Source organism: Rhizobium sp. CFBP 8762, from assembly GCF_014841565.1.
Lineage (GTDB): Bacteria > Pseudomonadota > Alphaproteobacteria > Rhizobiales > Rhizobiaceae > CFBP-8762.
In genome coordinates this window covers 77022-101112 of sequence record NZ_JACYUD010000004.1, presented here as the reverse complement: position 1 = coordinate 101112, position 24091 = coordinate 77022, and the positions used below count along the sequence as shown (strand labels likewise).

23 protein-coding genes and 1 pseudogene are annotated in these 24091 nt (G+C 55.9%); 3 read left to right on the top strand and 21 right to left on the bottom strand.

Annotated elements, in window-relative coordinates:
* Positions 1-73: 73 nt before the first annotated feature.
* The 5 genes from IFT84_RS11060 to IFT84_RS11040 all read right to left on the bottom strand — a co-directional run bounded on the left by IFT84_RS11060 (position 74) and on the right by IFT84_RS11040 (position 5103).
* Positions 74-874, bottom strand: a complete 801-nt coding sequence (locus IFT84_RS11060) for a GntR family transcriptional regulator (protein ID WP_192119318.1) — start codon at positions 872-874, stop codon at positions 74-76.
* 43 nt (positions 875-917) lie between these two features.
* Complete coding sequence (locus IFT84_RS11055; protein WP_192119316.1) at positions 918-1997, bottom strand: ABC transporter ATP-binding protein; 1080 nt, start codon at positions 1995-1997, stop codon at positions 918-920.
* Positions 1998-2000: 3 nt separating this feature from the next.
* Positions 2001-2912: a carbohydrate ABC transporter permease gene (locus IFT84_RS11050; RefSeq protein WP_244651187.1), complete on the bottom strand. Its 912-nt coding sequence runs from the start codon at positions 2910-2912 to the stop codon at positions 2001-2003.
* Complete coding sequence (locus tag IFT84_RS11045) at positions 2909-3787, bottom strand: carbohydrate ABC transporter permease (protein WP_192119314.1); 879 nt, start codon at positions 3785-3787, stop codon at positions 2909-2911. Before IFT84_RS11045 ends, IFT84_RS11050 begins: the two co-directional genes overlap by 4 nt.
* A 65-nt stretch (positions 3788-3852) precedes the next feature.
* Entirely contained in the window at positions 3853-5103 is a 1251-nt protein-coding gene (locus tag IFT84_RS11040) for an ABC transporter substrate-binding protein (protein ID WP_192119312.1), read from the bottom strand.
* Between the two features lie 472 nt (positions 5104-5575).
* Between IFT84_RS11040 and IFT84_RS11035 the strand changes: the two are divergent.
* Positions 5576-5745: pseudogene (locus IFT84_RS11035) on the top strand (IS3 family transposase); the annotation flags it as partial.
* A gap of 28 nt (positions 5746-5773) precedes the next feature.
* On the opposite strand, the gene IFT84_RS11030 reads toward IFT84_RS11035, so the two are convergent.
* From IFT84_RS11030 to IFT84_RS10995, 8 genes are all read right to left on the bottom strand, one after another.
* A complete protein-coding gene (locus IFT84_RS11030) occupies positions 5774-6670 on the bottom strand; it encodes an SDR family NAD(P)-dependent oxidoreductase (RefSeq protein ID WP_197975531.1) in 897 nt (298 codons plus the stop codon).
* A gap of 226 nt (positions 6671-6896) precedes the next feature.
* Positions 6897-7709: a sugar phosphate isomerase/epimerase family protein gene (locus tag IFT84_RS11025; RefSeq protein ID WP_192119310.1), complete on the bottom strand. Its 813-nt coding sequence runs from the start codon at positions 7707-7709 to the stop codon at positions 6897-6899.
* 114 nt (positions 7710-7823) lie between these two features.
* The gene (locus tag IFT84_RS11020) at positions 7824-8648 is read right to left on the bottom strand and encodes a sugar phosphate isomerase/epimerase family protein (RefSeq protein ID WP_192119308.1); all 825 of its coding nucleotides are present in this window, start codon (positions 8646-8648) and stop codon (positions 7824-7826) included.
* A gap of 30 nt (positions 8649-8678) precedes the next feature.
* Positions 8679-9446: a 2-keto-4-pentenoate hydratase gene (locus IFT84_RS11015; RefSeq protein WP_192119306.1), complete on the bottom strand. Its 768-nt coding sequence runs from the start codon at positions 9444-9446 to the stop codon at positions 8679-8681.
* A 114-nt stretch (positions 9447-9560) separates the two neighbouring features.
* On the bottom strand, positions 9561-10493 hold the full coding sequence (locus IFT84_RS11010; protein ID WP_192119304.1) for a dihydrodipicolinate synthase family protein: 933 nt from the start codon (positions 10491-10493) through the stop codon (positions 9561-9563).
* A gap of 28 nt (positions 10494-10521) precedes the next feature.
* A complete protein-coding gene (locus tag IFT84_RS11005; protein WP_192119302.1) occupies positions 10522-11349 on the bottom strand; it encodes a shikimate dehydrogenase family protein in 828 nt (275 codons plus the stop codon).
* Between the two features lie 3 nt (positions 11350-11352).
* Entirely contained in the window at positions 11353-12153 is an 801-nt protein-coding gene (locus IFT84_RS11000) for a sugar phosphate isomerase/epimerase family protein (RefSeq protein WP_192119300.1), read from the bottom strand.
* 115 nt (positions 12154-12268) lie between these two features.
* Positions 12269-13288: an aldo/keto reductase gene (locus tag IFT84_RS10995; protein ID WP_197975530.1), complete on the bottom strand. Its 1020-nt coding sequence runs from the start codon at positions 13286-13288 to the stop codon at positions 12269-12271.
* A gap of 112 nt (positions 13289-13400) precedes the next feature.
* Between IFT84_RS10995 and IFT84_RS10990 the strand changes: the two genes are divergently transcribed.
* Positions 13401-13565 (top strand): hypothetical protein, encoded by a 165-nt coding sequence (locus IFT84_RS10990; protein WP_192119297.1) that lies wholly within the window; start codon positions 13401-13403, stop codon positions 13563-13565.
* Here IFT84_RS10990 and IFT84_RS10985 read toward each other — a convergent pair whose 3' ends face one another.
* From IFT84_RS10985 to IFT84_RS10965, 5 genes are all read right to left on the bottom strand, one after another.
* Positions 13566-14864, bottom strand: coding sequence for an ABC transporter substrate-binding protein (locus tag IFT84_RS10985; protein WP_192119296.1), 1299 nt, complete (start codon positions 14862-14864; stop codon positions 13566-13568).
* A 48-nt stretch (positions 14865-14912) separates the two neighbouring features.
* Positions 14913-15635, bottom strand: coding sequence for an ABC transporter permease subunit (locus IFT84_RS21615; RefSeq protein WP_192119295.1), 723 nt, complete (start codon positions 15633-15635; stop codon positions 14913-14915).
* A gap of 131 nt (positions 15636-15766) precedes the next feature.
* Positions 15767-16705: a carbohydrate ABC transporter permease gene (locus IFT84_RS10975; RefSeq protein WP_192119294.1), complete on the bottom strand. Its 939-nt coding sequence runs from the start codon at positions 16703-16705 to the stop codon at positions 15767-15769.
* A 53-nt stretch (positions 16706-16758) separates the two neighbouring features.
* On the bottom strand, positions 16759-17811 hold the full coding sequence (locus tag IFT84_RS10970; RefSeq protein ID WP_192119293.1) for an ABC transporter ATP-binding protein: 1053 nt from the start codon (positions 17809-17811) through the stop codon (positions 16759-16761).
* A gap of 145 nt (positions 17812-17956) precedes the next feature.
* Positions 17957-18787 (bottom strand): IclR family transcriptional regulator, encoded by an 831-nt coding sequence (locus tag IFT84_RS10965; protein ID WP_192119292.1) that lies wholly within the window; start codon positions 18785-18787, stop codon positions 17957-17959.
* A 172-nt stretch (positions 18788-18959) separates the two neighbouring features.
* Between IFT84_RS10965 and IFT84_RS10960 the strand changes: the two genes are divergently transcribed.
* The gene (locus IFT84_RS10960; protein ID WP_192119290.1) at positions 18960-19967 is read left to right on the top strand and encodes a Gfo/Idh/MocA family protein; all 1008 of its coding nucleotides are present in this window, start codon (positions 18960-18962) and stop codon (positions 19965-19967) included.
* A 196-nt stretch (positions 19968-20163) separates the two neighbouring features.
* Here the strand turns inward: IFT84_RS10960 and IFT84_RS10955 are convergent, their stop codons facing one another.
* The 3 genes from IFT84_RS10955 to IFT84_RS10945 form a co-directional block, all read right to left on the bottom strand.
* Positions 20164-20973, bottom strand: a complete 810-nt coding sequence (locus IFT84_RS10955) for a shikimate dehydrogenase family protein (RefSeq protein WP_342212863.1) — start codon at positions 20971-20973, stop codon at positions 20164-20166.
* Positions 20967-22940 carry an FG-GAP repeat domain-containing protein gene (locus tag IFT84_RS10950; RefSeq protein WP_192119289.1) on the bottom strand — a complete coding sequence of 658 codons (1974 nt, stop codon included), beginning with the start codon at positions 22938-22940 and terminating at the stop codon, positions 20967-20969. Before IFT84_RS10950 ends, IFT84_RS10955 begins: the two co-directional genes overlap by 7 nt.
* Positions 22941-23253: 313 nt before the next feature.
* The gene (locus tag IFT84_RS10945; protein WP_192119287.1) at positions 23254-24078 is read right to left on the bottom strand and encodes an IclR family transcriptional regulator; all 825 of its coding nucleotides are present in this window, start codon (positions 24076-24078) and stop codon (positions 23254-23256) included.
* Positions 24079-24091 lie beyond the last annotated feature (13 nt).

The following is a 24091-nucleotide window of genomic DNA, read 5'->3' as shown; positions in this document are numbered from 1 at the left end:
GTCCTCTTTCAGATAAGGTTTACGCGCGCCATGTGCTCAAACGGCACAACCTGCGGCTTTCGGCAGGTTATGGTCACGGCGTAACCATTTTCAGGTTGCCGGTAGAATAGGCAGTGTTGATATTGATGGTACGATCGGCATTGCCGCCGACTGTGAGTTCAAACAGTTCGCCGTGGAATGCGGAAACGCAGTATTCAATCACCTGACCGTCTTCCAGAAAGGTGGTTTGGAATGTCCGAAGGACGGCAGCCGGCTGCTGCACATTCAGCGTCTTCGCCTCCCAATGCTCAGCCAGTCCAGGTTTAATCACGGTCTTGCCCTCGATCATTTCCAGGCCGAACTCCTGACGCAGAGTTTCGAACAAAGAATGGCTGGCAAAATCATAGCGCAAGACTCCTGGGCACAGATGCTCTGGCAGATAGGTGGTCTGGATAGCCAGTGGCTGGTCTCCTGCACAGCGGCAGCGCTGCAACTTGACGACAGCGGCAAAGGGCCGGATTTTCAAATGGGCTGCCAGACTTTCGTCCGCCTCGATGCGCTCAAACGACATGACCTCGGACACCACGTCCACGCCCTGATCGCGCAAGTCCTGCGTAAACCCCACAAGCGGCTTCAACTCCTGCCGGAGGCGATGCTCGGCCACAAACGTGCCCTTGCCGCTAACGGTATAGACGAGACCGTCGTGGATGAGATCGGACAGGACTTTGCGCGTGGTCGTTCGGCTGACTGAGTAGCGCTCGCACAGCTCGCGCTCGGATGCAATCTGGCTATGGGGTGGCCACTCCCCACTGGCGATGCTCTTGAGAATGATCGCCTTCAATTGCTGGTGCAGGGGCTCTGCGCCATTGTGTGCCATCTCACCGTTTGTGGTCATATCATCGTCTTCCTAGGGAGCCGGATGCCGGGGCGGGGAACTGTCATAGACGCAGCCCGGAATCTTTGGAAAAGATTGACAGGTTTTCAACTTTGAAGGACAGGCCGATGCTGCCGGAAAGCCCCTTGGCTTCCTTTGGGTGCGTACGCACAGCCATCCGGTTGGCGGCACAATCCACCCAGACGAGCGTATCGGCACCGAGCGGTTCCACAACAACGACTTCGGCGCGCAACGTCGGCGCAACGTTGCCGTCGATCAATATGTTTTCCGGTCGAATACCGATGACGATTGGTTGCCCGTCTGCCGGCGCTATTTTAAAGGGATAGCCCTTCAAGCTCACCGTATGGTCTCCGGTGAAGGCCACGACGCCGTGTGATGTTTGTTTCAAGGTAGCAGGCAGCAAATTCATGGGTGGTGCGCCGATAAAACTTGCCACGAACAGCGAGGCCGGGCGTTCATAAACGTCCTCCGGGGTGGCATATTGTTCAATTCTACCGCCCTGCATAATGGCAATCCGCGTTGCCAGCGTCATCGCCTCCACCTGATCATGCGTCACGTAAATAAAAGTTGCCCCCAAGCGGCGGTGCAATTCCTTGATTTCTACCCGCATTTCAGTCCGCAGCTTCGCATCGAGATTGGAGAGCGGCTCATCGAAGAGGAACAGATTGGTCTTGCGCACCAGTGCCCGTCCAATGGCCACACGCTGGCGCTGGCCGCCTGAAAGCTGAGAAGGCTTACGATCCAGAAGCGGTTCGATCTGCAGCAACTGCGCCGCCCACGTCACGCGCTCCTGAATATCCGCCTTCGATGTTTTGGCGACTTCCAGACCGAAGGACAGGTTTTGCCGCACCGTCATCGTCGGATAAAGCGCGTATGACTGAAAGACCATGCCGATATTGCGTTCGGCTGGTTCTAGGTCGGATACATCGGCACTATCGAACAAGATGCGCCCGCCTTGAAGATCGTCCAGACCGGCAATGGATGCCAGTAAAGTCGATTTGCCACAACCGGAAGGGCCGAGCAGCACCGTGAATTCGCCGGGCTGTACCTCCATTGAGATATCACGCAAAACGGGCAGTGCTCCAAAGTGCCTGCTCAGGCTTTCGATCTGTACACCAATCATGTCTTACCCTTTCACCGCACCGGCGGTGATGCCCCGCACGAAATACCGGCCTGAAAACAAATAGAGAAGCAGCGGCGGCAGCGCTGTTATGATGGTTGCCGCCATGTTGACGTTGTATTCTGGTACACCGATGCGCGTACTCACGAGGCTGGCCAGTTCCACAGTCATGGGCAGGTTTTCGCGTCCAGCGAAAATGAGGCTCAGCAAATAGTCATTCCAGACGCCAGTGACTGACAGGATCAGGGCAACGATGATGACGTTGGTCGACATCGGCAAAACAATTCTGAAAAAGATCCTGAAAAATCCAGCGCCGTCGACACGGGCAGCCTTGATCAGCTCTTCTGGCAAGGCCGAATAGAAATTTCGAAAGATCAGCGTTAGGATCGGCAGGCCGAACAGCACATGCACCAGAACCACAGCGGGAATGCTGCCGTAAATACCAATCGTCGATGACATACGCACGAGCGGGTAAATCATCACCTGATAAGGAATAAAAGCCCCGACCATCAGTGCGCTGAGCAGCAAGCCCGCATGGCGGATGCGCCAGAGCGACAGCGCGTAACCGTTCAACGCTGAAATCAACACGGACAGTGCTGTACTAGGCACCATGATCAGAATTGAGTTCCACAACCCACCGCGAATACCCTCGCACTGCCGCCCAATACAGGCGGACGACCACGCCTTTGCCCAGGCCGAGAAATCAAGTGCCTGCGGCAACATAAAGATAGACCCGGTGCGGATCTCCTCAACCGTTTTCAACGATGTGGACACCATGATGATCAGCGGAATAGCAAAAAACAGCGCTGCCAGAACCAGAAAACCGTAGAGGCCCAACCGGCCAATGGCTGCAGCAGGGCGGTGTTTACGCGCACGGCGCGGAACAGCCGACGGTATCGCCGTTTGTAGCATGGTCATCGCGCGACCCTTTCCTTTTGCAGCCAACCGAACAGAAGAAGCAAGACAATGATGGAGGCCAGCATCAGCGTCGCAGCCGCAGACGCCAGCCCGATATTGGTGCGTGTAAACAGGTTGTCGACAACGAATTTCGCCGGCAGATCTGTGGAATAGCCCGGACCCCCGCCGGTCATGGCCACCACAAGTTCGTAGCTCTTAATCACGTCCATAGACAACAGAACCACGCAAACGATAATGACCGGTTTCAGCATGGGCAGGATGATGCGCCGGTACATCGTGGTGCGGGGAATACCGTCCACACGCCCGGCCCGCCAGATCTCGCCATCGACTGAGCCGAGCCCGGCATACATGATAGCCATGACCAGCCCGGCCGCATGCCAGACACCGGCAATAACGAGTGTATACACAGCACGGTCGGGGCTGGAGAGCCAGTCGAAGGCAAAGCTTTCAAAGCCAAGACCCCGGACATAGTTTTGCAACCCGGTCGTCGGATTTAAAAGCCACTGCCACGCAAGACCCGTTACGATGAACGACAGCGCAATTGGATACAGAAAGATGGTCTGAAGGAGGTTGCGTCCACGAATACTTTGGTCCAACGCAATGGCCAGAAGCACGCCAAATATCAGCGAACAGGCAATATATAAGGCACCGAAAACGAACATGTTGGTATAGGCCACATGCCACCGGTCCATCGTGAACAGGCGCACATATTGTGCCAGCCCGGCAAACTCATAGCGCGGCGTGATGGTGGAACTGGTGAACGAGATCACGACGGTCCACAGCATCGCGCCATAGAAGCCAATGGCGCACAGCAGGATGGACGGTACGAGCGCAAATCTCGCCATCATGTGGGCTGGAAAGGTCTTGTGTCGCATGGTCCTGCCAAGTGTTGCGAGAATCGGTTCGCCCTGCGTGGTGCAGGGCGGGACTCCAATGAGGACTACTGCCCGCCGCTGACGATGTCGGAATATTGTTTTGCCGCTTCCTCAGGGCTGAGGGATGCATCTGCCCAGAATCGCGACAACAGATCTTCGATCTGGCCACCGCTTTCATTCCCAAGAACCGAACTTGGTGAAGGGAAGCTGCCCGAATCCCGGATGATTTGAGCTGACATCTGATCGCACGGTGCCAGGCCGGACGTGTCCGCGTCCAGACGGGCAGGAACCGCGCCCTTTACCGCGGCAAATTTGGCCTGCACGGCCGGGTCCATCATGACCTGAACGAAGAGAGCTTGGCCCGCCACATCATCGGCGTTCGTAACCTTCGGAAACTCGAACCCGGCTCCGTCCAATATCAGGCGTGTATTGCCTGGCGGAAGTATGCAATCCCATTTATCGCCGCGCTCCAAACCCATTTTTGTCAACTCGGCTCCGGCCCAGCTGCCCATAATCTGAACAGCCGCCTTACCTTCGGCAACCAGATTGAGCGTGTCGTTCCAGGCCCGGTTGCTGGCACCGGCATCGGAATAGGTTGACAGCGCGCGCATGGTGGTGAAGGCCTGAACAACCTTTGCACTGCCTGCGGCTTCCGCAGTTTTGGTATTAACGATGGCGTCGAAGGTGTCGTTGCCGGCTTCCGCCAGAAGCACTGAATTGAAGAGAATGCTTAGCTGCCAGCCTTGTGCGCCTACGGCGAGGGGGATGTAGCCTTTTTCCTTCAGAACCTTGGCTTGCTCCAGAAACTCGGCCCATGACTTTGGAAAGGTTAGCCCGGCCTCGTCGTAAACGGTCTTAGAAAGCCAGGCGAGGTTGCTGCTTTCAATGGCGATAGGAAGCGCATACAAGGCCCCGTCCGTATCACTCACCAGCTTAAGCATGACATCAGAGGTGACGTCCGCACCGTTCTTTTCGGCTTCTGCCTTAATGTCCTGCAACAAGCCTTCTTTGCCAAGCTCTACGGCCGAATGGCCGACAGATATGAACGCGACGCCAGGGGGATTGCCGCCAGCAATGCGGTTCATGATCAGCGCCTGTGCGTCCGTAGGCCCTCCTGGAGCCGCAGAGTCCACCCATTTCCCACCGCGCTTTTCGAACTCCTTGGCGAGAATGGTGATGGCTTCGGATTCAGCACCCGAGGTCAACCAGTGCACGACATCTGCCGTTGGTTGTTGGGCGAGGGCATCCAGCGACGTGACTGCGGTAGCCATAACGCTAAAAGATATCAACAAACCGAGTTTGTTTAATGCAGGCATATTTTCCTCCCAGAAATTTTACCACTGATGTTTCATGAAAATTAAATAGTGAGCGTTACCTGTAGTTACCACCCATGTCATGAAGCGACAATAGGGATGGTGCGCGGTTTGTCAATATAGATCCAAGAAGAAACCTAGTGGCATGTCTGGAGAAGCTAACCGAAGTGCATCACGCTTGATACAGGGTAGAGTATTACGCGCTCGCCTCAAAACTCCATGAACAAGTCGGGGGCGTCTCGTATCCAAGGTATTTGAGCGGCTGATGGTTAAGAGAGCGCAGCAGAATGAGCAGGTCAGTTTGTTACGCAGTCGCCAGTTCGGTATGGCTCGGCAAAAGGGTCGAATGCACTTATTGCTGTTCTCAACGGTGCGTTTTGCGAAGGGGCACTTGGGTCGCGGGCCAACTGGATGCACCCATCCCATCTCCCTAAGCCCTGAAGCCGGCAAACTCAGTATGACGGTCGAATTTCAAGCTCTGTCAGCTGACGGTCTCTATAAGGCCGAGGTCATCCATCGGCGAGGACCGTGGCGAAACTTCGAGGCCGTCGAGTTCGCCACGCTGGAATGGGTCGACTGGTTTAACCACCGACGGCTTCTGGAGCCCATCGGGAATATACGCCAGCCGAAGCCGAGGAACGGTGATGCGTTCAGCCTGCGGCAGCGTCGCCTACTACGGTTTGGAACTTGGGCGGCCTGGGATGTGGCTGAGGATTGACTTTGAGAAGCCACCGTCGACGCAGAGGTCTTGACCGGTAATATAGCCAGAAAGCGGGCTTATCAAAAACTCGATTGCATTGGCGATGTCTACGGGGTCGCCGATCCTTCCAAGCGGGATTAGTTTCTCCCTTGCCTGCTTGATTTCAGGATCTGCGTACATTTTTGCGGACATTGGAGTATGGGTCATCCCCGGTGAGACGACATTTGAGCGAATGCCGTCCGGAGCCCATCCCAAGGCCAGGGTCTTGGCCAACATAGCCAACGCTGCTTTGGTTGGACTATACGCACCGGATCCGGCATGTGGAACCTGTCCCGACATCGAGGATGTGAAGCATGCAGCGCCACGGCTCTCCTTCAGATGCGGGTAGCTGTATTTGGCCAAAAGCCATGCTCCGCGAAGGTTGACCTCGAACATTTTGTCCCAGTCGGCGACGGACAGATCGCAGATGTTCCCAGGGCTCGCCACGCCAGCATTGGCAACCAGAGCGTCGAGACCCCCAAATTCGGAGACTGCCGACTTCACCAGGTCGGCGGCGACGTCCACATTGCTGAGGTCGCCGGATAAGGCGATCGCATCGGCACCCAAAGCACGCACCGAGTGGGCGACGTCCTCCTGTCCCTCTGATGGTTCACGACCACAGATGACAATCTTCGCGCGCTCACCCCGCGATGCCGCAGCTTCGGCAATTCGTATACAAACTGCCGCACCGATCCCGCGACTTCCTCCACTCACTAAAACTCTCATTGATCCCTCCAACTTCATAGTGAAAGAGTATATGGAATTGAATTCCAAAATGCAACGCAATATCAAATATTGCGGCGCGGTTGGTGGGGATGCTTCAATTTTCATCAACACTGCGACCATGTGTTCACAGAGGAGAGGAATTCCACGACGTCCTCCGCTGACCAAGACTCTCAAAGACGTAACTCCTGCTGGATCAATGACGACGAGACCCCGGTTCCTCGCCGCTGCGGATCCGGGTGTCTATCTGTATCGTTCACCGGAATTCGGGTGAGCGGCAGCGTAGCTACGTTGGTGATCTTGGATGCCGAGCACACCCATGATGGCGCAAGTGTCATACCGAGATTTTCCAGCCTCTTTTCTTCAGTTCCTCCACTCCATCGTTGATTTCCTGAAGGGGTTCTTCTTCGCGAATGATTTCAAGAACAACGTCATCAACACTGAACACGGAGGCCACGGCCTGCCCTAAACCTTCGAAATCGACAATCCCCGTGCCTATAGGATCATGTCCCCAAACGTCCGTACCCGTGTCGGAAATATGCACGAGACCAATGTGTGAGTGATGCGACAGAAGACTGGCGACAGGATCCTCGCCTATGTACGCAGCGTTCGCGACGTCATAGACAATGCTGAGATTGCTATCTCCGATATCGTCAACAAGATCGACCAGTTCGCCGATCGTCGGCCTGAAGCAATATGGGGTATTCTCCATGAGTAGCCGCACGCCTGCTTGCTTGGCCATTGGCAAAAGCACATCCAGACTTTCAGAAAACCAGCCCAGGGCCTGAGGGATCGTCGGAGAGATCATTGGACGCCGCGTTCCTGGAGAAATGACAACGTCTGCAACCCCCCAATCGACTGCCAGTTGAAGGACGTCCTTGATATGGTCTGTGCTTTTGCGCCTCATATTGGCTGCGGGGCTTGCGAGGTTGATATCGTATCCACCGGCATTCAGCGACCGGACAGTTGCCCCGTAATTCTGCAATTGTTTTCTCCCATCCGAGCGCAAACGTCCCGACATTTCGTCCGGCCAGCAGTGCGGAGAGCTCACGGGCACTTCGAAGACCGTAAAGCCGTGCTGGACAAGTTCCGACATTGCCTCGATTGCAGTAGACTTCCAGAGGTATGAAAAAGTATTGATGATCATCGGTGCCTCCTGGCCGCGTTCAACGCGACATCTGATTTTTTCTGAAATTCCAAGTGATGCCGCGCTGTCCCCTGCGACTGGAAGACGATGCTGGTTCCGGTAGGGTAGCTCCGATCATCCGGGCCAGCGAAGTTTGTTGAGATAGGCTGCGCTTTCCAGAAGCGCTCTGTCAGGTTCGGCTGAAACGACCTCAAAAATTGAGGGTCCGTTATAGCCTATGCGCCTTAAAGCCTCGGCGATGGGTTCGAACGACACGTCTCCGCCTCCGACTGGATCGTGACGAAATTCGTCGAGTGGCGTATCCGCGAGGTAGACTGCTAAGAGGTGCTCCTTGATCAGAGCAATTGCTTCTACCACCGGGTCTCGGCCAAAGGTCGCATTTGCAACGTCATAGCCCAACCCGATGTTCGCCCACCCGTAACGATCAAAAAAGGCTAACAGGTCGGCTCCCTTGTATAGCCATGACAGTGGATGGTTTTTGACGATCAGCTTGACCTGCAATTCAGCTGCGCGTGGCACCAAGATATCGAGAGAGTACCGGAAACCGTCGGTAAGCTTGTCGATACTCGTCGGGAAAACCGGATTTGACTTTCCTGGGTTGACGACGACGCCGAATGCGCCCCAATCAGCCGCCAGTTCCATTGCAGAGGCAATAACACCGCAAGAATAGTCGCGGCATTCGGGCGTAACAGCCGCAAGATTGAGGTCGAGATTTGGCTGGTTCAGGGTTTCGACGCGTATCTTTCGTTCTTCCAGAAGCCGTCCGATTACTTTGCGCTCTGCTATCGTAGAGGTACCCGGCCAGAAATGCCCCGGGATAAGCATCATCTCGAAACTGGAAAACCCCAGCTCAGAAAGATGTTGTAAGCAATCCAGAGCGGGGTAACGGTTCGTGTACGGATAGGTATTGACCGTGTAGAGAGCGTTCGGCTGCATCATATCGGATTCCTTCGGGCGTGTTGGATGGGCCTACGACAATGCGAAGTGCATCGAAGCTTTGTTGCCGAATTGAACGGCTATGTCGCCCGGACCGGGAACCTCGATTGCACCACAGAGGCTCCCCGTCGTAATGATCGAGCCGGCTGTGAGCACCGTTGCCAGCCGTGATGGATTGTTCGCGTAATCGCAGAGCCAAGTCAGCGGGTCTTTGGTCGGGTGGTGTCCGGCAGCGTCGAAGGCGACCTGGCCGTTGAACCTCAACTTGAGAGGAATGTTCAGACCAGGCTGAAGGACCGCCAAGGGCAGGGCTGGCCCTCGCACATACCCCATGTTTCCCAGGCGATCTGCCAGGGAGGCCAGAAAGGAAATAGTGCCGCCTTCTGAAATGCCGCTCCAAACCACTTCAGCGCCAAGGTAGGCGTTGGAAATCGCGGCCTCGATTTCGGTGCGCTCATAGGTTCTATCTGTCCGAACAGGAAAATCCCGTTGGAGTTCAACGGCAATTTCCACCTCGATCTTCATCGATCTCCGCCAAGAGAGCGCTGCAGGGGCAAGATTATCCACATAGGGATAAAGCGGAGCGACGACAGGGTCGCCGCCGGGCGACTTTGCTACTTTCCAAGCGTTAAAGCCGGCTCCTTCGAGCTTCGATAACTGGCTCTGTGCGTCGATCGCATCTTGAAGCGCTACGGGCACGGATACGAGTTGACCTGTCGGAACCTGACTTCTGTTTTGACGGAGGCTGTATAGCTGTCGAGCCAATGCAGTTGCGTCGGGAGTAGCTGTCATAGAAGTCATGTCTGCCTCGTGGTTATTCGATGGCGCACCGGGACGATGAAGGTATCCGATCGTTGAACGACCCGTGCCTTGAAGGAAGGCGTGCACGGCGACAAATGCGCCGGATACTGCCTTTTACGACGCTTGGCTGATCCGCTCGCGAAACCTCTCCGTCCCCTGCTGAATATGATCCAGAAGATCCATGACCGCCCAATGCCGCTCGGCAATGTTATAATCGGTGACACGAGAAGAGATGCTGTCAAACGTGCCAAGGCGCTTGTGCCAAACCTTGGCAAGACCCGGATAGCCCATAGGTTCGGCCATCGCTGCGAGCGCCAGAAAGTTTTCAAGTTCGCGGCGCAGATCGCTGTCTTCCGATGCGTGCTTGTAAAGCCAGGCATAGAGGTCGGGGTGAATATTGGTGAAGACGCCAGAAAAGCCCTTCGAACCTTCCCGCATAGCGGCTGCGGCGATGGCCGCATTGGCGTTGACGATCGCAAAGCCGGAATCGCCAGAGAGCGCGACGCGTCGCTTGACGGTTTCAAGATCGCAGGAAACATCCTTGAGCGTGACGAAGCGGCCGGAGTCTCGGCAGAGCTTGAACTCGTCATCGCTCAAGAGACGGCGATAGGGAGCCGGGCACTCGTAGAGACCAAGCGCCAGGTCGTTCGGGAGCCAGCTCAAGATGGCGTCGAGGCTTGAGCGAAATGCTTCTGTTCCGTTATTGCGTGTGTCGAGCCTGTTGCTGACGAGCACAAGCGCATCGATCCCTGTACCGGCCATGGCCACCAGTTCTGCGCGCTGATCATCGGGGCTGTCGCTGATGTGTCCCGATGAGATCACCGGTACACGTCCGGCGGCCAGAGAGACCACTTTTTTTGATAGTTCGACACGCTCTTCCAGCGACAGCTTCTGCATCTCGCTCGACTGGCAGACGGCAAAGAGGGTGTCGGCGCCGTTGGCGATGTACCACTCCACGAGCCGCTCCAGACCCTCCCAATCGATCCGGTTATCCGGCTTGAACGGGGTGAGCATAACCGGGACAATACCCTGGGCTTGGATTTTCATGATATACTCTTTCTCTGTTTCCTGATTGTCAAAGTGCGGTTCCTGCCGGCAAACCTGCGGCAAAACCCGCCATCAAGCGGATTTGCGCGAGCAGCATGTCATTGCCGTCAGACACCGTTGCACCGGCCGCCTTGGCGGCGCGTAATAGCGCGGTCTCCTCGCTCAGGCTGGCGATATCGGCGATGAGCATGTCCGGGCGGATTGCGGAAGCCGGCATAGGAAATTTGCTGTCACCCTTCACGCCGATCGGTGACGCATTGACGACGATATCGTAGTCCCACCCTGCCGATCCATCGATTGCAACTGCGCATTCCTCAGCGCGGAAACGATTGACCATTGCCGTTGTGAAGGCGACGGATTCCGCCGATAGATCCATAAGATCGATCTTGGAAACACCTTCCTCGGCAAGTGCAAAGGCGATGGTTCGGCCGGCGCCCCCGGCTCCGACAAGCAGCACGCGGGCCCCGTGCAGTCGCGACTTTGCCTCACCGAGGCCGTCAACAAAACCTATGCCATCGAACAGCGCGCCGTTCATCTGGCCGTCCTCGGTGCGCTGGACGCAGTTGACGGCACCCACGGCCTTCGCCGTTGGTGTAAGCGTTGAACATTTCTTGGCCGCTGCGACCTTATGTGGGATCGTGGTGCTTATACCGCAAAGATTGGGTATGGCAGAAAATATATCCCAGGCTGCCGCGAAATGCTCAGCGGAAATCTGGAAGGGGACCGCGTAAATGTTGACTCCGGCGGCCGCGAAAATCGGGTTTATAAGGCGCGGCGTTTGGACCTGATGGATCGGATCGCCAAAGACAGCGTAGACACGCGAGTTGCCGTCGAGGTTGGGGATGCTGGCTTGCATAATTTAATCCACACTGAACAGGTCAACGCAGCGATCGATGGCGATATCCATCACCTCCGCCGGGTCGCGAGCCCACCAGTCGGTTGAGAATATCTCCACCTCAACCGCTCCATCGTATCCTGCTCGTCGCATCATCGAGTGGATGCCGCGCAGGTCGATGATCCCGTCGCCCATCATGCCCCGATCGGTCAGGACATGACGGGTAGGGATGAGCCAGTCGTTGACGTGAAACCCGAACAGCCGGCCGGCATCGCCGGCCCGTGCGATTTCGGCTTGCAGTCGTTCGTCCCACCAGCAATGATAGACGTCGACGACCACTCCGATCCCCGGTCCCAGCGCCTCGCAAATAGAATTTGCGTGGGAGAGCGTTGATATGACGCTGCGGTCGCCCGTGACCATGGGATGGAGTGGCTCAATGGCCAGTTTCACTCCGATCTTTCGAGCGCTGTCGAGGACCTTGCCAATTGTATCTTCAATTCTCCGTCTTGCGGAACCCAGATTCTTTTCATTGTCCCGCAAGCCTCCCGTAAAGAGGAAAACGTGGTCAGCCTCAAATCTCGCCGCCCGCTCAAGTTCCGCTTCAACTGAGTCATATGAACATGCATTCAACGGCCCGACACGATTGTAGCCTGAGACCGTCATTCCAGAGTCTTGCAAGACAGACAGAGCGTCTTTTTCGCCAACTTTGGCAATCTCATCTCCCCAAATGGAAACGGTATGAAGTCCTCGCTCCGAGCAGAGCCGCAGAAAGGTCAACATATCTGCTCTCTCGCGCACCGTGGCGTGGTTGAAGACAATGTTCATCGTCGGCCCCTCTTGGTTTTAAATACGGATGGTTCTGAGACCCCGCCCGGTTGCCAGAACGGTGTCATGATCATGGCGGCCGATTGGCAAATAGACTGCCTGTCTGGCGCGTTACTCAGGCAACCTTTCCCGGATAGCGGCGAAGCTCTGGCGCAAGCCACGGAGAAATATACCCACGGTCGGCTTCTTCGATGAGTGATCCCGGGGGGACAAGCGCGTCAATCCGATCAAGTGTCGGGGATTGGAGGACTGTCTCAAAACCCGCCTCCATGCTCTTGAACTGCTCAAGCGTCCGAGGACCCAGAATCACAGATGTCACTGCGGCGTGCGCAAGTGGGAAAGCCAGAGCCATATGCATAAGAGACAGATCTGCTTCTGTTGCAACGCGCTCGAGTTCCTGAACCAGTTCCAGCTTGCGCCGATTACCCTCGCGTTCCATATCGAAGCGGGTTTGCAGGATTGGATAATGCTCTCCCCATTGTCCTTTGACGCGCTCCGCTCTGGATCCTGACGGTAACGCGCCACCGCCCTTGTACTTTCCGGTCAACCAGCCGCCGTTTAGTGGACTCCAGGCGGTGAAACCCATGCGATAGTGTTGAACGGCGGGGAGGGTTTCTCTCTCCACCGCTCGTTGAAAGATCGAGTAGGGCGAGGTTTCATTGATGAATCGCACCGTCTTGTTCAAGCGGCTTACCGATTGCGTCTCCGCCAGATACCAGCCCGGTAGTGTTGAACAGCCGATATACCGAACCTTGCCCTGAGCGACGAGATCGTCGAGAGCACCGAGTGTTTCATCAAGATCGGTCTGAAGATCGAGCCGGTGCAACTGGTAGAGATCGATGTGATCGGTGTTTAACCTCCGCAGGCTGTTTTCGACCTGTTTCATAATCCAATAGCGTGACGCGCCTTGTTCGTTGCGGCCTTCACCAGCGGTTAGCCGAAACTTTGTTGCAAGCACCACTTTGTCTCGACGGCCGGCAATCGCTTTGCCGACGATCTCCTCGGATTCGCCATGGGAGTACGTGTCAGCTGTGTCGATAAAGTTGATGCCGCGATCAAGCGCATTGTGCAAAATTTCAATGCATTCTTTCTCGTCGGTATTCCCATCCGATCCGTAGCTCATCGTGCCCAGCATGTACTCGCTGACCTGAACCCCAGTTCTTCCCAGATATCGATATCTCATGGCGGATCCCTTCTTCAGGTTGAATGTTCAGTGGTCCAGGGTTTGCACGCAACATTCAGAGCGTATGGCACGACAGTACCCATCGGCTTTTCAGCCGCTCTTGAGCGAGACTGAAGCCACCCAAACCACCAACTTTGGCATCGATATTCCGACAATGACCGTCGATGGCCTTGTCGGTCGAGATTGGATGGCGATGATCTGCCATCCAGTCTCGTTTCAGGGAGACTAACTACTGCGCCTTGGCGAGTGCTGCGTCATATCGTTTGATCAGTTCGTCATAAGCATCTGCCGGCGATCCGTCCTTCAGGACCATTCTTTGGAAAGCTTTGCCGAGGATCGTGTGATAATTTGTGATGATGGGAGTGTAGGTCATAGTTTGACCCCGCTGGATGACCAGTTCAGACCACTGCTTCTGGTCTTTACCAGCGTCGCTCTGGAAGTATGGCGCATTGTATGCTGATTTACGCGATACGACTTCGCCGCCCTCGGCTGCGAGAGCCTGCGCTTCCGGTGACACCATGAATTTTACAAAGTTCCAGGCAGCGTCTTGATTGACGGATTTCTTGTTGATCCCGATATTATAACTGTAGACCGTCTGCTTGTCGTTTGCCGAATATGCAGGCGCCGGAGCCCAGGCTAGATCATCGCCGCCGAGTTGGCTCTGAACCGTCTTGTAGCGATAGAGCCCGAACACGGCTGATGCCGCACCACCGGACCGAAGCGCGTCATGCAGTTCATTGAAACCCATCTGTGCGCTTCGCAGCGGGGTTACGTTGCACTTCGTGTAGAAGCCTTTGATCGTCTCTGCTGCTTTGATGAACGATTCTTTTGAGAATGCAATCTTGCCATCAGACGTGAAGTATTGACCAGCCTGTTCAGGCAGCATCGTGCTCAAGAGAAATTCTCCAAGAGCCTGAGCGCCACCAAGGCCGCCTGTGGCTCCTAGTGGAACTGCGAATGGAATAATATCCGATTGGCCAAACTTGGCGCCCATCGCACACACTTCATCCCAGGTCTTCGGCGGCGTTACGCCAGCTTTCTCCAACATGCTCTTGCGATAGAAGAGGATTGGAATACGAAAATCCTGGGGGATGACGAACAGCTTTCCGTCCATTCTCGCGTTCGAAAGCGGCAAAAGCCAGTCGTCATCCGGAATGCCTTCCTTCTTCACCAGATCATCGAGCTGAAGAAGATTTCCGGTGGCCACGAATTCTGCAACACCCTGTCCGGTCACCCGGATCACGTCGGGGGTCTGACTGCCGGACTTGATCGCACGCGATGCCGTCGCCCCCGTCGAATCGACAAGCACCTCGATCTTGACGTCCGGGTTCTTCGCCTGAAACGCGTCAATCATTTTGGTCTGGGCAGCCGACCGGGGGTCCTTCGAATTGTTCGGATCCAGGTAGGTCTGGTAGACGATCTTCGTGCTCTGGGCAAAGGCGTGCGGAGCAGCGAAAACAGATAGGGCCGTACCGATTGCGAGCGCCGCCGAGGTTTTAATCAATTTCCGTTTTGAGATGGTATGCATGCGTCTTCCTCCCAGATTGAACGTTTGTGTGTGGATTTATGTCGTTCATCAGCCTTTTACGGCGCCGGCCGTCAGGCCGGAAATGAACCACTTCTGAACGAAGCCAAACATGAAGATCACCGGCGATGACGCGACCATCACGAAGGCCAACATGTAAGACCAGGAAATGCCGACGGCGTCGAAGACCTGATTGACGAGGGCGACCTGCAAAGTTCGTTTTGCGACCTCGGGCGCAAAGACCGCCACGGTGATATAGTCGTTCCAGGTGGTCACGATGCCTATTGTCGCAACCGCTGCCAGGCCAGGACGGATGAGCGGCAAAATCAGGCTCCAAATGATTTGGAAACGGGACGCGCCGTCCATCATAGCGGAGTCCTCGATCTCTACTGGAACGGCTTCAACGAAGTTAGCGATGAACCAGACCGTTTGCGGGATAATTCTCGCTGCAAGGATGATTGTCACCACGATGCCGCTGTTCAGCAAACCGACCATTTCCAGCAGATAATAGGTGGGAACCAGCAGCGCCACTCCAGGCACCATCGAGGTTCCGAGAATGACCAGCATCAACGTCCGTTTGCCCCTGAAAGAAAAGCGGGCTGCCGCGTATCCTCCGGGAATTCCAACGAGAAGGGCTATGATCACGGCGCCGACGGAGTAGGCGACAGAGTTCCAGAGGTCGCTAAGAAAAGGCGCGTCCTGAAAGACCTTGATATAGTTATCCAGCGTCGGTGACGTCGGCCAGAAAGTGGGCGGAACAACAACCGCTTCCACTTCCGTCTTGAACGATGTCGCAAAGGCCCAAAGAACAGGTCCGAGAACAATAATCGCAACAAGCAGTGATCCCAGGATGGCAGGTATCTGTCCGTTTGATCGGTTCGAGAGAGCGTTACTCATATCTGATCCTATCCGGTGGCGCGGCCCGTCAGCCGGCTGTAAAGAGCACCAAGGGCGACATTGATGACAAGGACAACAATCGAGACAACGGCAGTCGGCCCAATATTGACCGCCTGAACGGTTCCACGAAAAGCTTCAAAACTGAGCGTGGTCGTTGACCCTAGTGGCCCACCGCCGGTCATGACAATGATCAGCGTCATCAGGGTCAGGTACATGATCGAAAGCGTCAGCGCGGTGCTTCCCAACGTGGGAAGGATTTCGGTAAGCGTAACGTATCGGAACTTCACGAACGCGCCGCCCCCGTCGATCTCGACCGCCTCATACAGTTCTTTCGGAATGGACTGCATGGCTGCGGTCGTCATCACCATGACGTATGGAAAAGACCACCAAGCCGTGACGATAGTGATGAGGGGCAATGCCATACCTGGGTCCCCCAGCATCAGCCCCGGATCAATACCGAGCTCCTGGATCATATAGGGCACCGGCCCGAACGAGGGGTTGAGGAGCCAGAGCCAGATACTGCCGACGACCGACATGGATAAAGTCCAGGGGAAAAGGATGAATACCCGCAACGCAGAGCCGGTAACGCCCGCCCGGTTCAAAACCAGCGCCGAAGCCATGCCAAGGATCATGGCGCCGGCAAGAGATCCCCCGACATAGGTCAGGGAAATGATCGTTGTGTCCCAGAACTCGGATGAGCTTAGCACTTCGACGTAATTGGCGAGACCGGTAAAGCCAACGAGTTCATAATATTTTGTTTTCTGAAAGCTTAACCAGACCACGAAGATAGTCGGATAGAGCGTGACAAGAAAAAGGATCAGGATCGCGGGCGTAAACCATAGAAAGGGAGCCCAAATAAAGCGATTAGGGTTTTCAGTGGCGCCCACGACGTCGCTCGCCAGGTGCGCGCTTTGATTGGTGCTGACTTGCAGCGGTGGTATCGACATTCGATAAGTCCCCTGTGGCCGTATCAGGCAAAGTGGGCGGCGGTGGCGCGTCGTTAAGACAAGCGTCTGCCAGTGCTCTCGCTGAAGAGGTGGACGCGTGAAATATCCGGAGCGACTATGATGGTCTCGCCAACTTTCGGGAGAACCCGATCCCGGAATATGCAGACGATGGTTTGAGCGCCATGCCGAGCAATGATCTGGGTCTCGGAACCGGTCGGTTCGACAACGGTCACGGTGAGAGGGAGTCCCTCGTCGCTGATCGTTAGATGCTCAGGACGCACGCCGTAGATCACTTTTTCGGAGATATTGGCCACGCCCGCAGGCAGAGGCAGCTTGTGTCCGTCCTCCAGAACGAACCGGCCTTCCTCCACCCGTCCGTTGAGGAAGTTCATCGATGGCGATCCGATGAACCCGGCAACGAACAGGTTGGCTGGGTAATCATACAGTTCGAGCGGCGCGCCGACTTGCTCGACGTAACCGTCGTGCATGACAACAATCTTATCGGCCATTGTCATTGCCTCGACCTGATCGTGGGTGACATAGACGGTGGTGGTTTTAAGCCGCTGATGCAGTTCCTTTATCTCGGCGCGCATTTGCACACGCAATTTCGCGTCCAGATTCGAAAGCGGTTCGTCGAACAGGAATACTTGCGGATTACGAACAATCGCGCGACCCATCGCCACGCGCTGACGCTGGCCGCCGGAAAGTTCGCGAGGGTAGCGATCAAGAAGTTTCGTGAGACTGAGAATTTCTGCTGCGCGTTGAACGCGCGTGTCTCGTTCTTCCCGTGGAGCCTTTTTGAGCTTCAGCGAGAAACCCATGTTTTCCGCAACGGTCATATGTGGATAAAGCGCGTAATTCTGGAAGACCATGGCGATATCCCTGGCCTTCGGCGGGATGTCGTTAACTGTGCGTCCGCCGATCTGGATTTCACCGCCGGTAATGTTCTCAAGTCCCGCGATCATCCGCAACAGTGTTGATTTACCGCAACCCGAGGGTCCGACGAGAGTTACGAATTCTCCTTCGTGAATATCGACAGATACGCCGTGAAGCACGTTTACGGCGCCGTAAGCCTTGCGAACGGCCTTTAGCTCAACATTAGCCAACTGTTTCCTCCTACCAGCCACCGAAGCGGCTCCCTGGCTCAGCGCGATCTCCCGGATTCGCTATTGGAACGTTATTCCATTAAGGAATGCAGGTGTCAAGAAGGTTCAGCGCGTCGGTGAGCACAGTGATGGCTAAAGAAGATATTTAGATAATGTTACCAATGCCTTGTGGCTTATTAGAAAGATTTTTTTGCGGGCTGGGTGAGGCAATCCGATAAGGCCAGAGTTCGGAAAGTTCCTGCGCGGTGGCCTTCACCTGTTCCGCCAATTGCGGCAATACGAGGGAAGAAAAGCGGTGTATAGGTCCTGCGATGCTCACCGTTCCAACAACCTGACTTCCGACGCGGATCACCGCGGCAACAGCGGCAACGCCCGGTTCAGCTTCCTCGATCGCGGTGGCCCATCCGCGTTCCTCGGTCTCGTCCAAAGCCGCCGAAAACGTCTGTTTTGAGGTAATGGCCCGCGGACCGCCGAGGTCTGTTCGGCCAAGCCCGCTTGCTACGGCCCTTGTCAACGCTTCGTCGCGGTTCAGTGTGGCCAGCCAGGCTTTGCCGTTAGCCGTCGTGTGCAATGGCACCTTCGCTACAAGTTCTGGCTGGTAAATCAGGCCAGACCGCATGCCTTGCGAGTGGGATATCCACGTCAGGCCGTCAGAATCAAGGATCGCAATCCTGCCCAGACCTTTGGTATCGCTGGCCAAGCGGTCCAGGATCGGTTGACAGATGTCGGGGATTCTGGTCCCTGCCAGCAGACGCTGGCCCATAACAGCGAGACGCAGCGAAAGGCGATAGAACCCGTTCTCGGGATCCTGTTCGGCCCAACCAAGGTCACACAGACTGTTGAGCAAGCGATGCGCTGCGCTCTTCGGCACGTCCAGCCTGCGACTGATCTCGCCTAATGACAGTCCAGTTGCGTTCTCACTCAACAGCGTAATGAGGTCGAAACAACGATCGAGAAGGGATTTGACAAGTCGCATGATACCACGATATTCGGTTTATCGGAACGTTATTCCAATAGCATCATGAGAGACGTTTCACAAGGAGCGTTGGGAGCGGCGTTCAGGCGAACCTACGTCAGGGTTCCTAGGGCGAATGTGATGCGTCTACCCATGCCTGAAGTCTGAATAAAGCAGGAATACTGGAGTCGTGATGAAGATCGCAATATTTGATGTCAGCCATTGGCATTTTCCGCTTTACATCGCCGCGCTGAAGGATCCTGGTATCGAGGTCATCGGCCTGTCTGATAGCGCGGCATTTGCCGGGCCACGTTTCGCCGCACTGCTCAATTGTAAGCTTTATGGCTCCAACGAAGACCTGATGGAGCAGGATTTCGATTTTGCGCTTGTGTTCAGCCGTCATTCCGACATGGCCATCCTTGCTGAGCGGCTGATCGACAAAGGCAAGCCCTTCTTGATCGAGAAGCCCTGCGGTCTTAACGTCGAGGACGTTCGCCGTCTCCGCCAACGTTCCGAGGAACATGGTGTGTTCGTCAGCGTGCCTTTCATCCAGCGCGTGAGCGATTTGGCTGATCGTCTTTCGCCAGCTGAAGGCCTTGCCCCGGACGGGTTTCAACACCTGTCCTTCAGGTTCATCGTGGGCTCGGTAGCCCGTTATGAACGAAACGGCTGCGGCTGGATGCTTGACAAGGCATTCGCGGGAGGTGGGTCGATGCTGAATGTCGGTATTCACTTCATCGACTTGATCTCGGACCTCACACAATCTCCCATCACCGAAGTCTCGGGCCAGGTCCAGATATACCGACCTGACGTGACCGTCGACGAGCAGGCTGTCTTCACCTGCCGAACGGCCGCAGGGCAGATCGGTGTGATCGAGACAGGCTATTTGTATCCGTCCACCGCTGACGATCAGCGGGATTTCGGCTTCTCGCTCTCGCATCGTCAATCCTACATTCGCGGGTATGCCGACCAGTTTTATGCGAAATCGCGGGACGACGAGAGAGCGTCTGCGACGACCATCGAGTATAACACGGACGCGTATTATCCCGTGTTCCTCCGGCGCAGTTGGGCCGACCTTGCGAACGGTCGTCCGCCCATTGCAGGTTTGCGCGAAGCGGAGCGGGCGCTGGCCGTAATCGAGGCAGGTTATCGTTCGGCCGCCAACAGGGGAGCGCCCGAGGTCGTCGACACCATTCTCTAGTTGACCAACTTGATCTGTTGCGCAGTGGTTTGATGCAAACCAGCCGCAGGGACCGGTCGTTTTTTTGGATGCGGGTACCGTCCCAAAACTGGTTCGAGCGTTCCAAAGGTTCAGGCATCTTCTTTTAAATATGCTTGAGCGAATGCGATCGGCATACTGACGGGTCAGGCATGCCGATCAGACAGTTCCCAGATACCTAAGCCCAAAGCTCGCAGATATGATCGACGGTCAGGTCAGCCTGTCCAGTAATCATGTGCATCCCGGAATGTGTCGCGACACCCTTTTTGGCAGCAAGCGCGAGAAGCCTGGTCGTCTCCGGCTGGGCAATGACTTCAGCAAATGTCATTCCAGGTTGTAGCAAATCGGGATCGAGCGGCAGGGCGTCCGTATCCTGAAGGCCGAGCGACGTGGCATTGACGACCAGCTGACCCGCTTCCGGCTTGGCTTTGCCCGCCTTAGCAACCTTCCTTCCAAAGTCGGCGTTCACCGTCTCCGCCAGAGCGTCGGCTTTATCGAAAGTCCGGTTGGACACCGTAATGCTCTTGGCACCTGCCTCGACGAGTGCAAAGGCTATAGCAACCGAAGCGCCACCCGCTCCAATGATCAGAGCAGGACGCCCCTCGATCACGATTCCTCTCGATTGCAGGCCGCGCACAAAGCCTTTTCCGTCGAACTGATAGCCCCGAAATGTCCCGTCACGTTCACGCCGAACAAAGTTGACAGCGCCGACCCGGGCCGCAACCGGATCAAGGCTATCGCACAGACTGATGGCTGTCTGTTTGTGAGGCAGGGTAATGCCGAACCCCACAAGGTTCGGCATGGCCTTCAGACCGGCCCAAATTGTAGACAAATCCTTTGCAGGAACATGGAGGGGCACAGAGACGATATCCGCTCCACGTGCCGCAAAGAGCGGGTTGACCGCCGCTGGCGACTTCGCCTGGACGATCGGGTCGCCGATGATGCCGATCAGCTTGGTTGTTCCTCGAATGTTGACGCCCGTTACCACGACAGTTCCTCGCGCTTGAGCCAGACGATGCTGCCGTCTTCGATGCCGACGATGATGTCGAGCACGCCGCGACCAGCCCAGTCAACGACTTCCGGAGAAGCGACATGCATTGCCATCTGAATGGTCTCATCGCGGTGCCTGATAGGAACCGGAAACGCAAAACGCGGTTCCTGCGGTGTCCCGACATTGCGCGAGTAGAAAAGACCGGCCTGTTTCGTCGTGTTGCGCCGCGCGCCTGTCTTCGGATCCGGCGGCACGCAGGCGCGGGCATGTGTTCCGAAAATCAGATCGGTGCGGCCGGTGCCTTCCCAGTCGCAAAAGCAAAGCTTCACACGACCGCGCCCACCGCCGACATCCACGGTGAAACGCATGGCATCACCGTTTTCCCAATGGAGGAAACGCTTGTCGACGAGTTCCGTATCCGAGGCCTTCCTCCAGTCGCTGAGAACGCCGTCCTCATCCAGCGCGACATAGTGAAGGTCGTTGGCTGAGAGCCAGTCGACGACTGCCGGTCTAACCCGCCAGACAGTTTTCAGCGGCTTGCCCTTGTATGTGAGGAATTCCTCCTCGCCAAAGCGCGGCGGGATCGTCTTTTCGCCGGTATTGCGAAACAGTCGGTGCCGGCCGGTCACGTCGCTGACGAGAATGTCCATGCTGCCATTGCCGGTCCAGTCGGCCAGTGTCGGGCAAGAATAGCCAAACATCTTCTCCGACGGTCCCTGGATCGAACCGGTAAGACCGGCAGCAAGTCGGATCGGCCTATCGCCGCCCTTTAGCATGACCTCCCTGTCAAGATAGATGGTGCCGTCCTTTTCCCGGCTCTGGTAAAAGAGAAGTTCGCCGGTACTGTTACCCACGACCAGATCGTAATGCCCGTCTCCGCTGAAGTCGTAAGCTGCCGGGCTTGGCAAAATGCCGGCATGGATCAGAGGTTTCGTGGTCTCGATTCTGCCACGCTGTTCGAAGCGAGGAAGACCATCCTCGCCATCGCCGATATTCTTGAGGAAGCTGATATAGCCGTCCTCTGCGCCGTAAAGAATATCCTCGCGGCCGTCGCCATCCCAGTCCACGACGCAGGGTATATGTATGCACTGTTCAAGTTCCAGCACCGCGTCGTCGATAGTGCGTACTAGGCTGGTCGGTTCGAAAGTGCCGTCATCGCGTTGTCGGGCAATGTGCAGAATGTTCCAGAACTCACCGGCAATGATGCTCTGGCGTTCCGCGCCGAAGTGACCGAAGGCCGGAGCAAGCTGGCCATAGACCTCGATTGGCGTTTCGCCAGCAATGAGTGCGTGGCCCTTTTCCAGTTTCGGAGCCGAAAGCGTGCCACTGTTCTTGAAGGCATATAGGAAGCCGCGCAGCGGACCGCCTAGCCATCGACCGGCATCGTCATATCCGCGATACCCCTCGTCATTCCATTCCAGACCGTTCGGCCAGTAGTCGTTCCAGTAGTCACTGCCGACAATCAATTCGGCCACGCCGTCGCCATCTATGTCGTGGAAGCGGGCCATATGAAAATATTCATTGCCCTTGACCCAGTCTACCTCCAGATCGAGCCTGACGGGATCGCCAAATTTCGGCGCACCCTTCTTGCCAATATTGGGAAAGACATAAATCTGCTTGCGCAGCCGAGACGCAGAAACAAGATGGAAAGTATCCCCGTCAGTGACCGCCGTCACGTAGCCGCGCACACCTTCCACCAGTTCCTCTTCACCCAAGACAGGCGTGCCGTCGGTGTTTGTTCCGATCTGACGGCGCAGAAAGACCCGCCCGTCATAGCAGGCGTCCCATGCTGAAATCAGCATGTCCCTGGTGCCGGTGCCGCTCCAGTCCACAATTTCGACGCAGGTGATGATTCGTCCTGCGACCGCTGCCGACTTAACGTCTGGATGGTATTGCAATGCTTCCGCACCGTAGTTTGGCCCATGCCAAACAGTGGCGTCATCCTCCCATCGAGTTACGCTCATCTCCAGCCCTCCCTTTTCAAAAATGTAATTGGAAACTAATTCTAATATGAAAATAGATTTTAAATCTAGTCCAAACTTGAATGAACTTTTATAGAGATTGCACGCGGTAATTTGCTGGACGACGGGGGAGGTAGCGGGCGACGAGATCGTTAGCGCACATGGAGGATAATCAGGGGACTTCGCGTCGATCACGCGCGACGGAATAGCGTGTAGAAAGCGATCTACGCGCCTGAAAGCAACCGGTCAGAAAAGTATATATCAACGGGAGTGTGCCGCTTCCGGCGTTGTGTAGTTCGGTAGCGGCGGGTTGTAGCTACCGCACTACGCCTGCGGCCACGATCAACGGGGTCACGGTCCGCTGACGCGTTCGGACAGGCCAGATATAGCTCAGTTCCGCCGCCGCCGTATGAAGAGCGCGCGCAAGGTCAGGCCAACGATCTTCCGTTATACGCATGAGCGGCCCCGCTACGGAAATCGTCCCAGCCACCGGCGCGTCTACGTCCGAATTAGCCCGAAATGGAACGGCCACGGCGGCTGTGCCAGCCTCTCCTTCTTCGACAGAGGTCGCGAAGCCTTGTTCTCTGGTTTCATTCAACCGAATTCTCAATTCATCGATGGTTTGAGCCGAATTGGGACCAAGCTTGCGTTTCGCCGTGAAGCCGCGAGAATATACAATTTCAAGCGCTTGTTCCTCGGGCAATGTGGCAAGCCAGGCCTTTCCATTTGCCGTTGCGTGAAGAACGATCTCCTGTCCCATGTCCGGATCGTATCGAAGCCCAGTTGTTGCACCTTGTGCACGCGCCACCCACACCAAATCCGGGCCTTCCAGGATTGCGAGGCGACAATATTCTTGAGTTTGTGTGGCCAACCGATTCAAAACGGACTGAACGACGTCCGGGACATTTCGCGCATCAAGATTGCGGAACGCCAAGGTGCTCAGTCGAAGAGACAGGGCATAGTTTTGGCTTGTAGCATCCTGAGTGACCCACCCGTGGTTGACAAGCGTCGTCAGCAGCCGATGCACTGCGCTGGCCGGCATATCGAGGCGCCCGGCAATATCGGACAACTCAACAGACTGAGCTTCACTGGCCAACATTTCCAACAGGGTCAGGCATCGGGATACGGCTGTAACGGTCAAACCTCAAATCTCC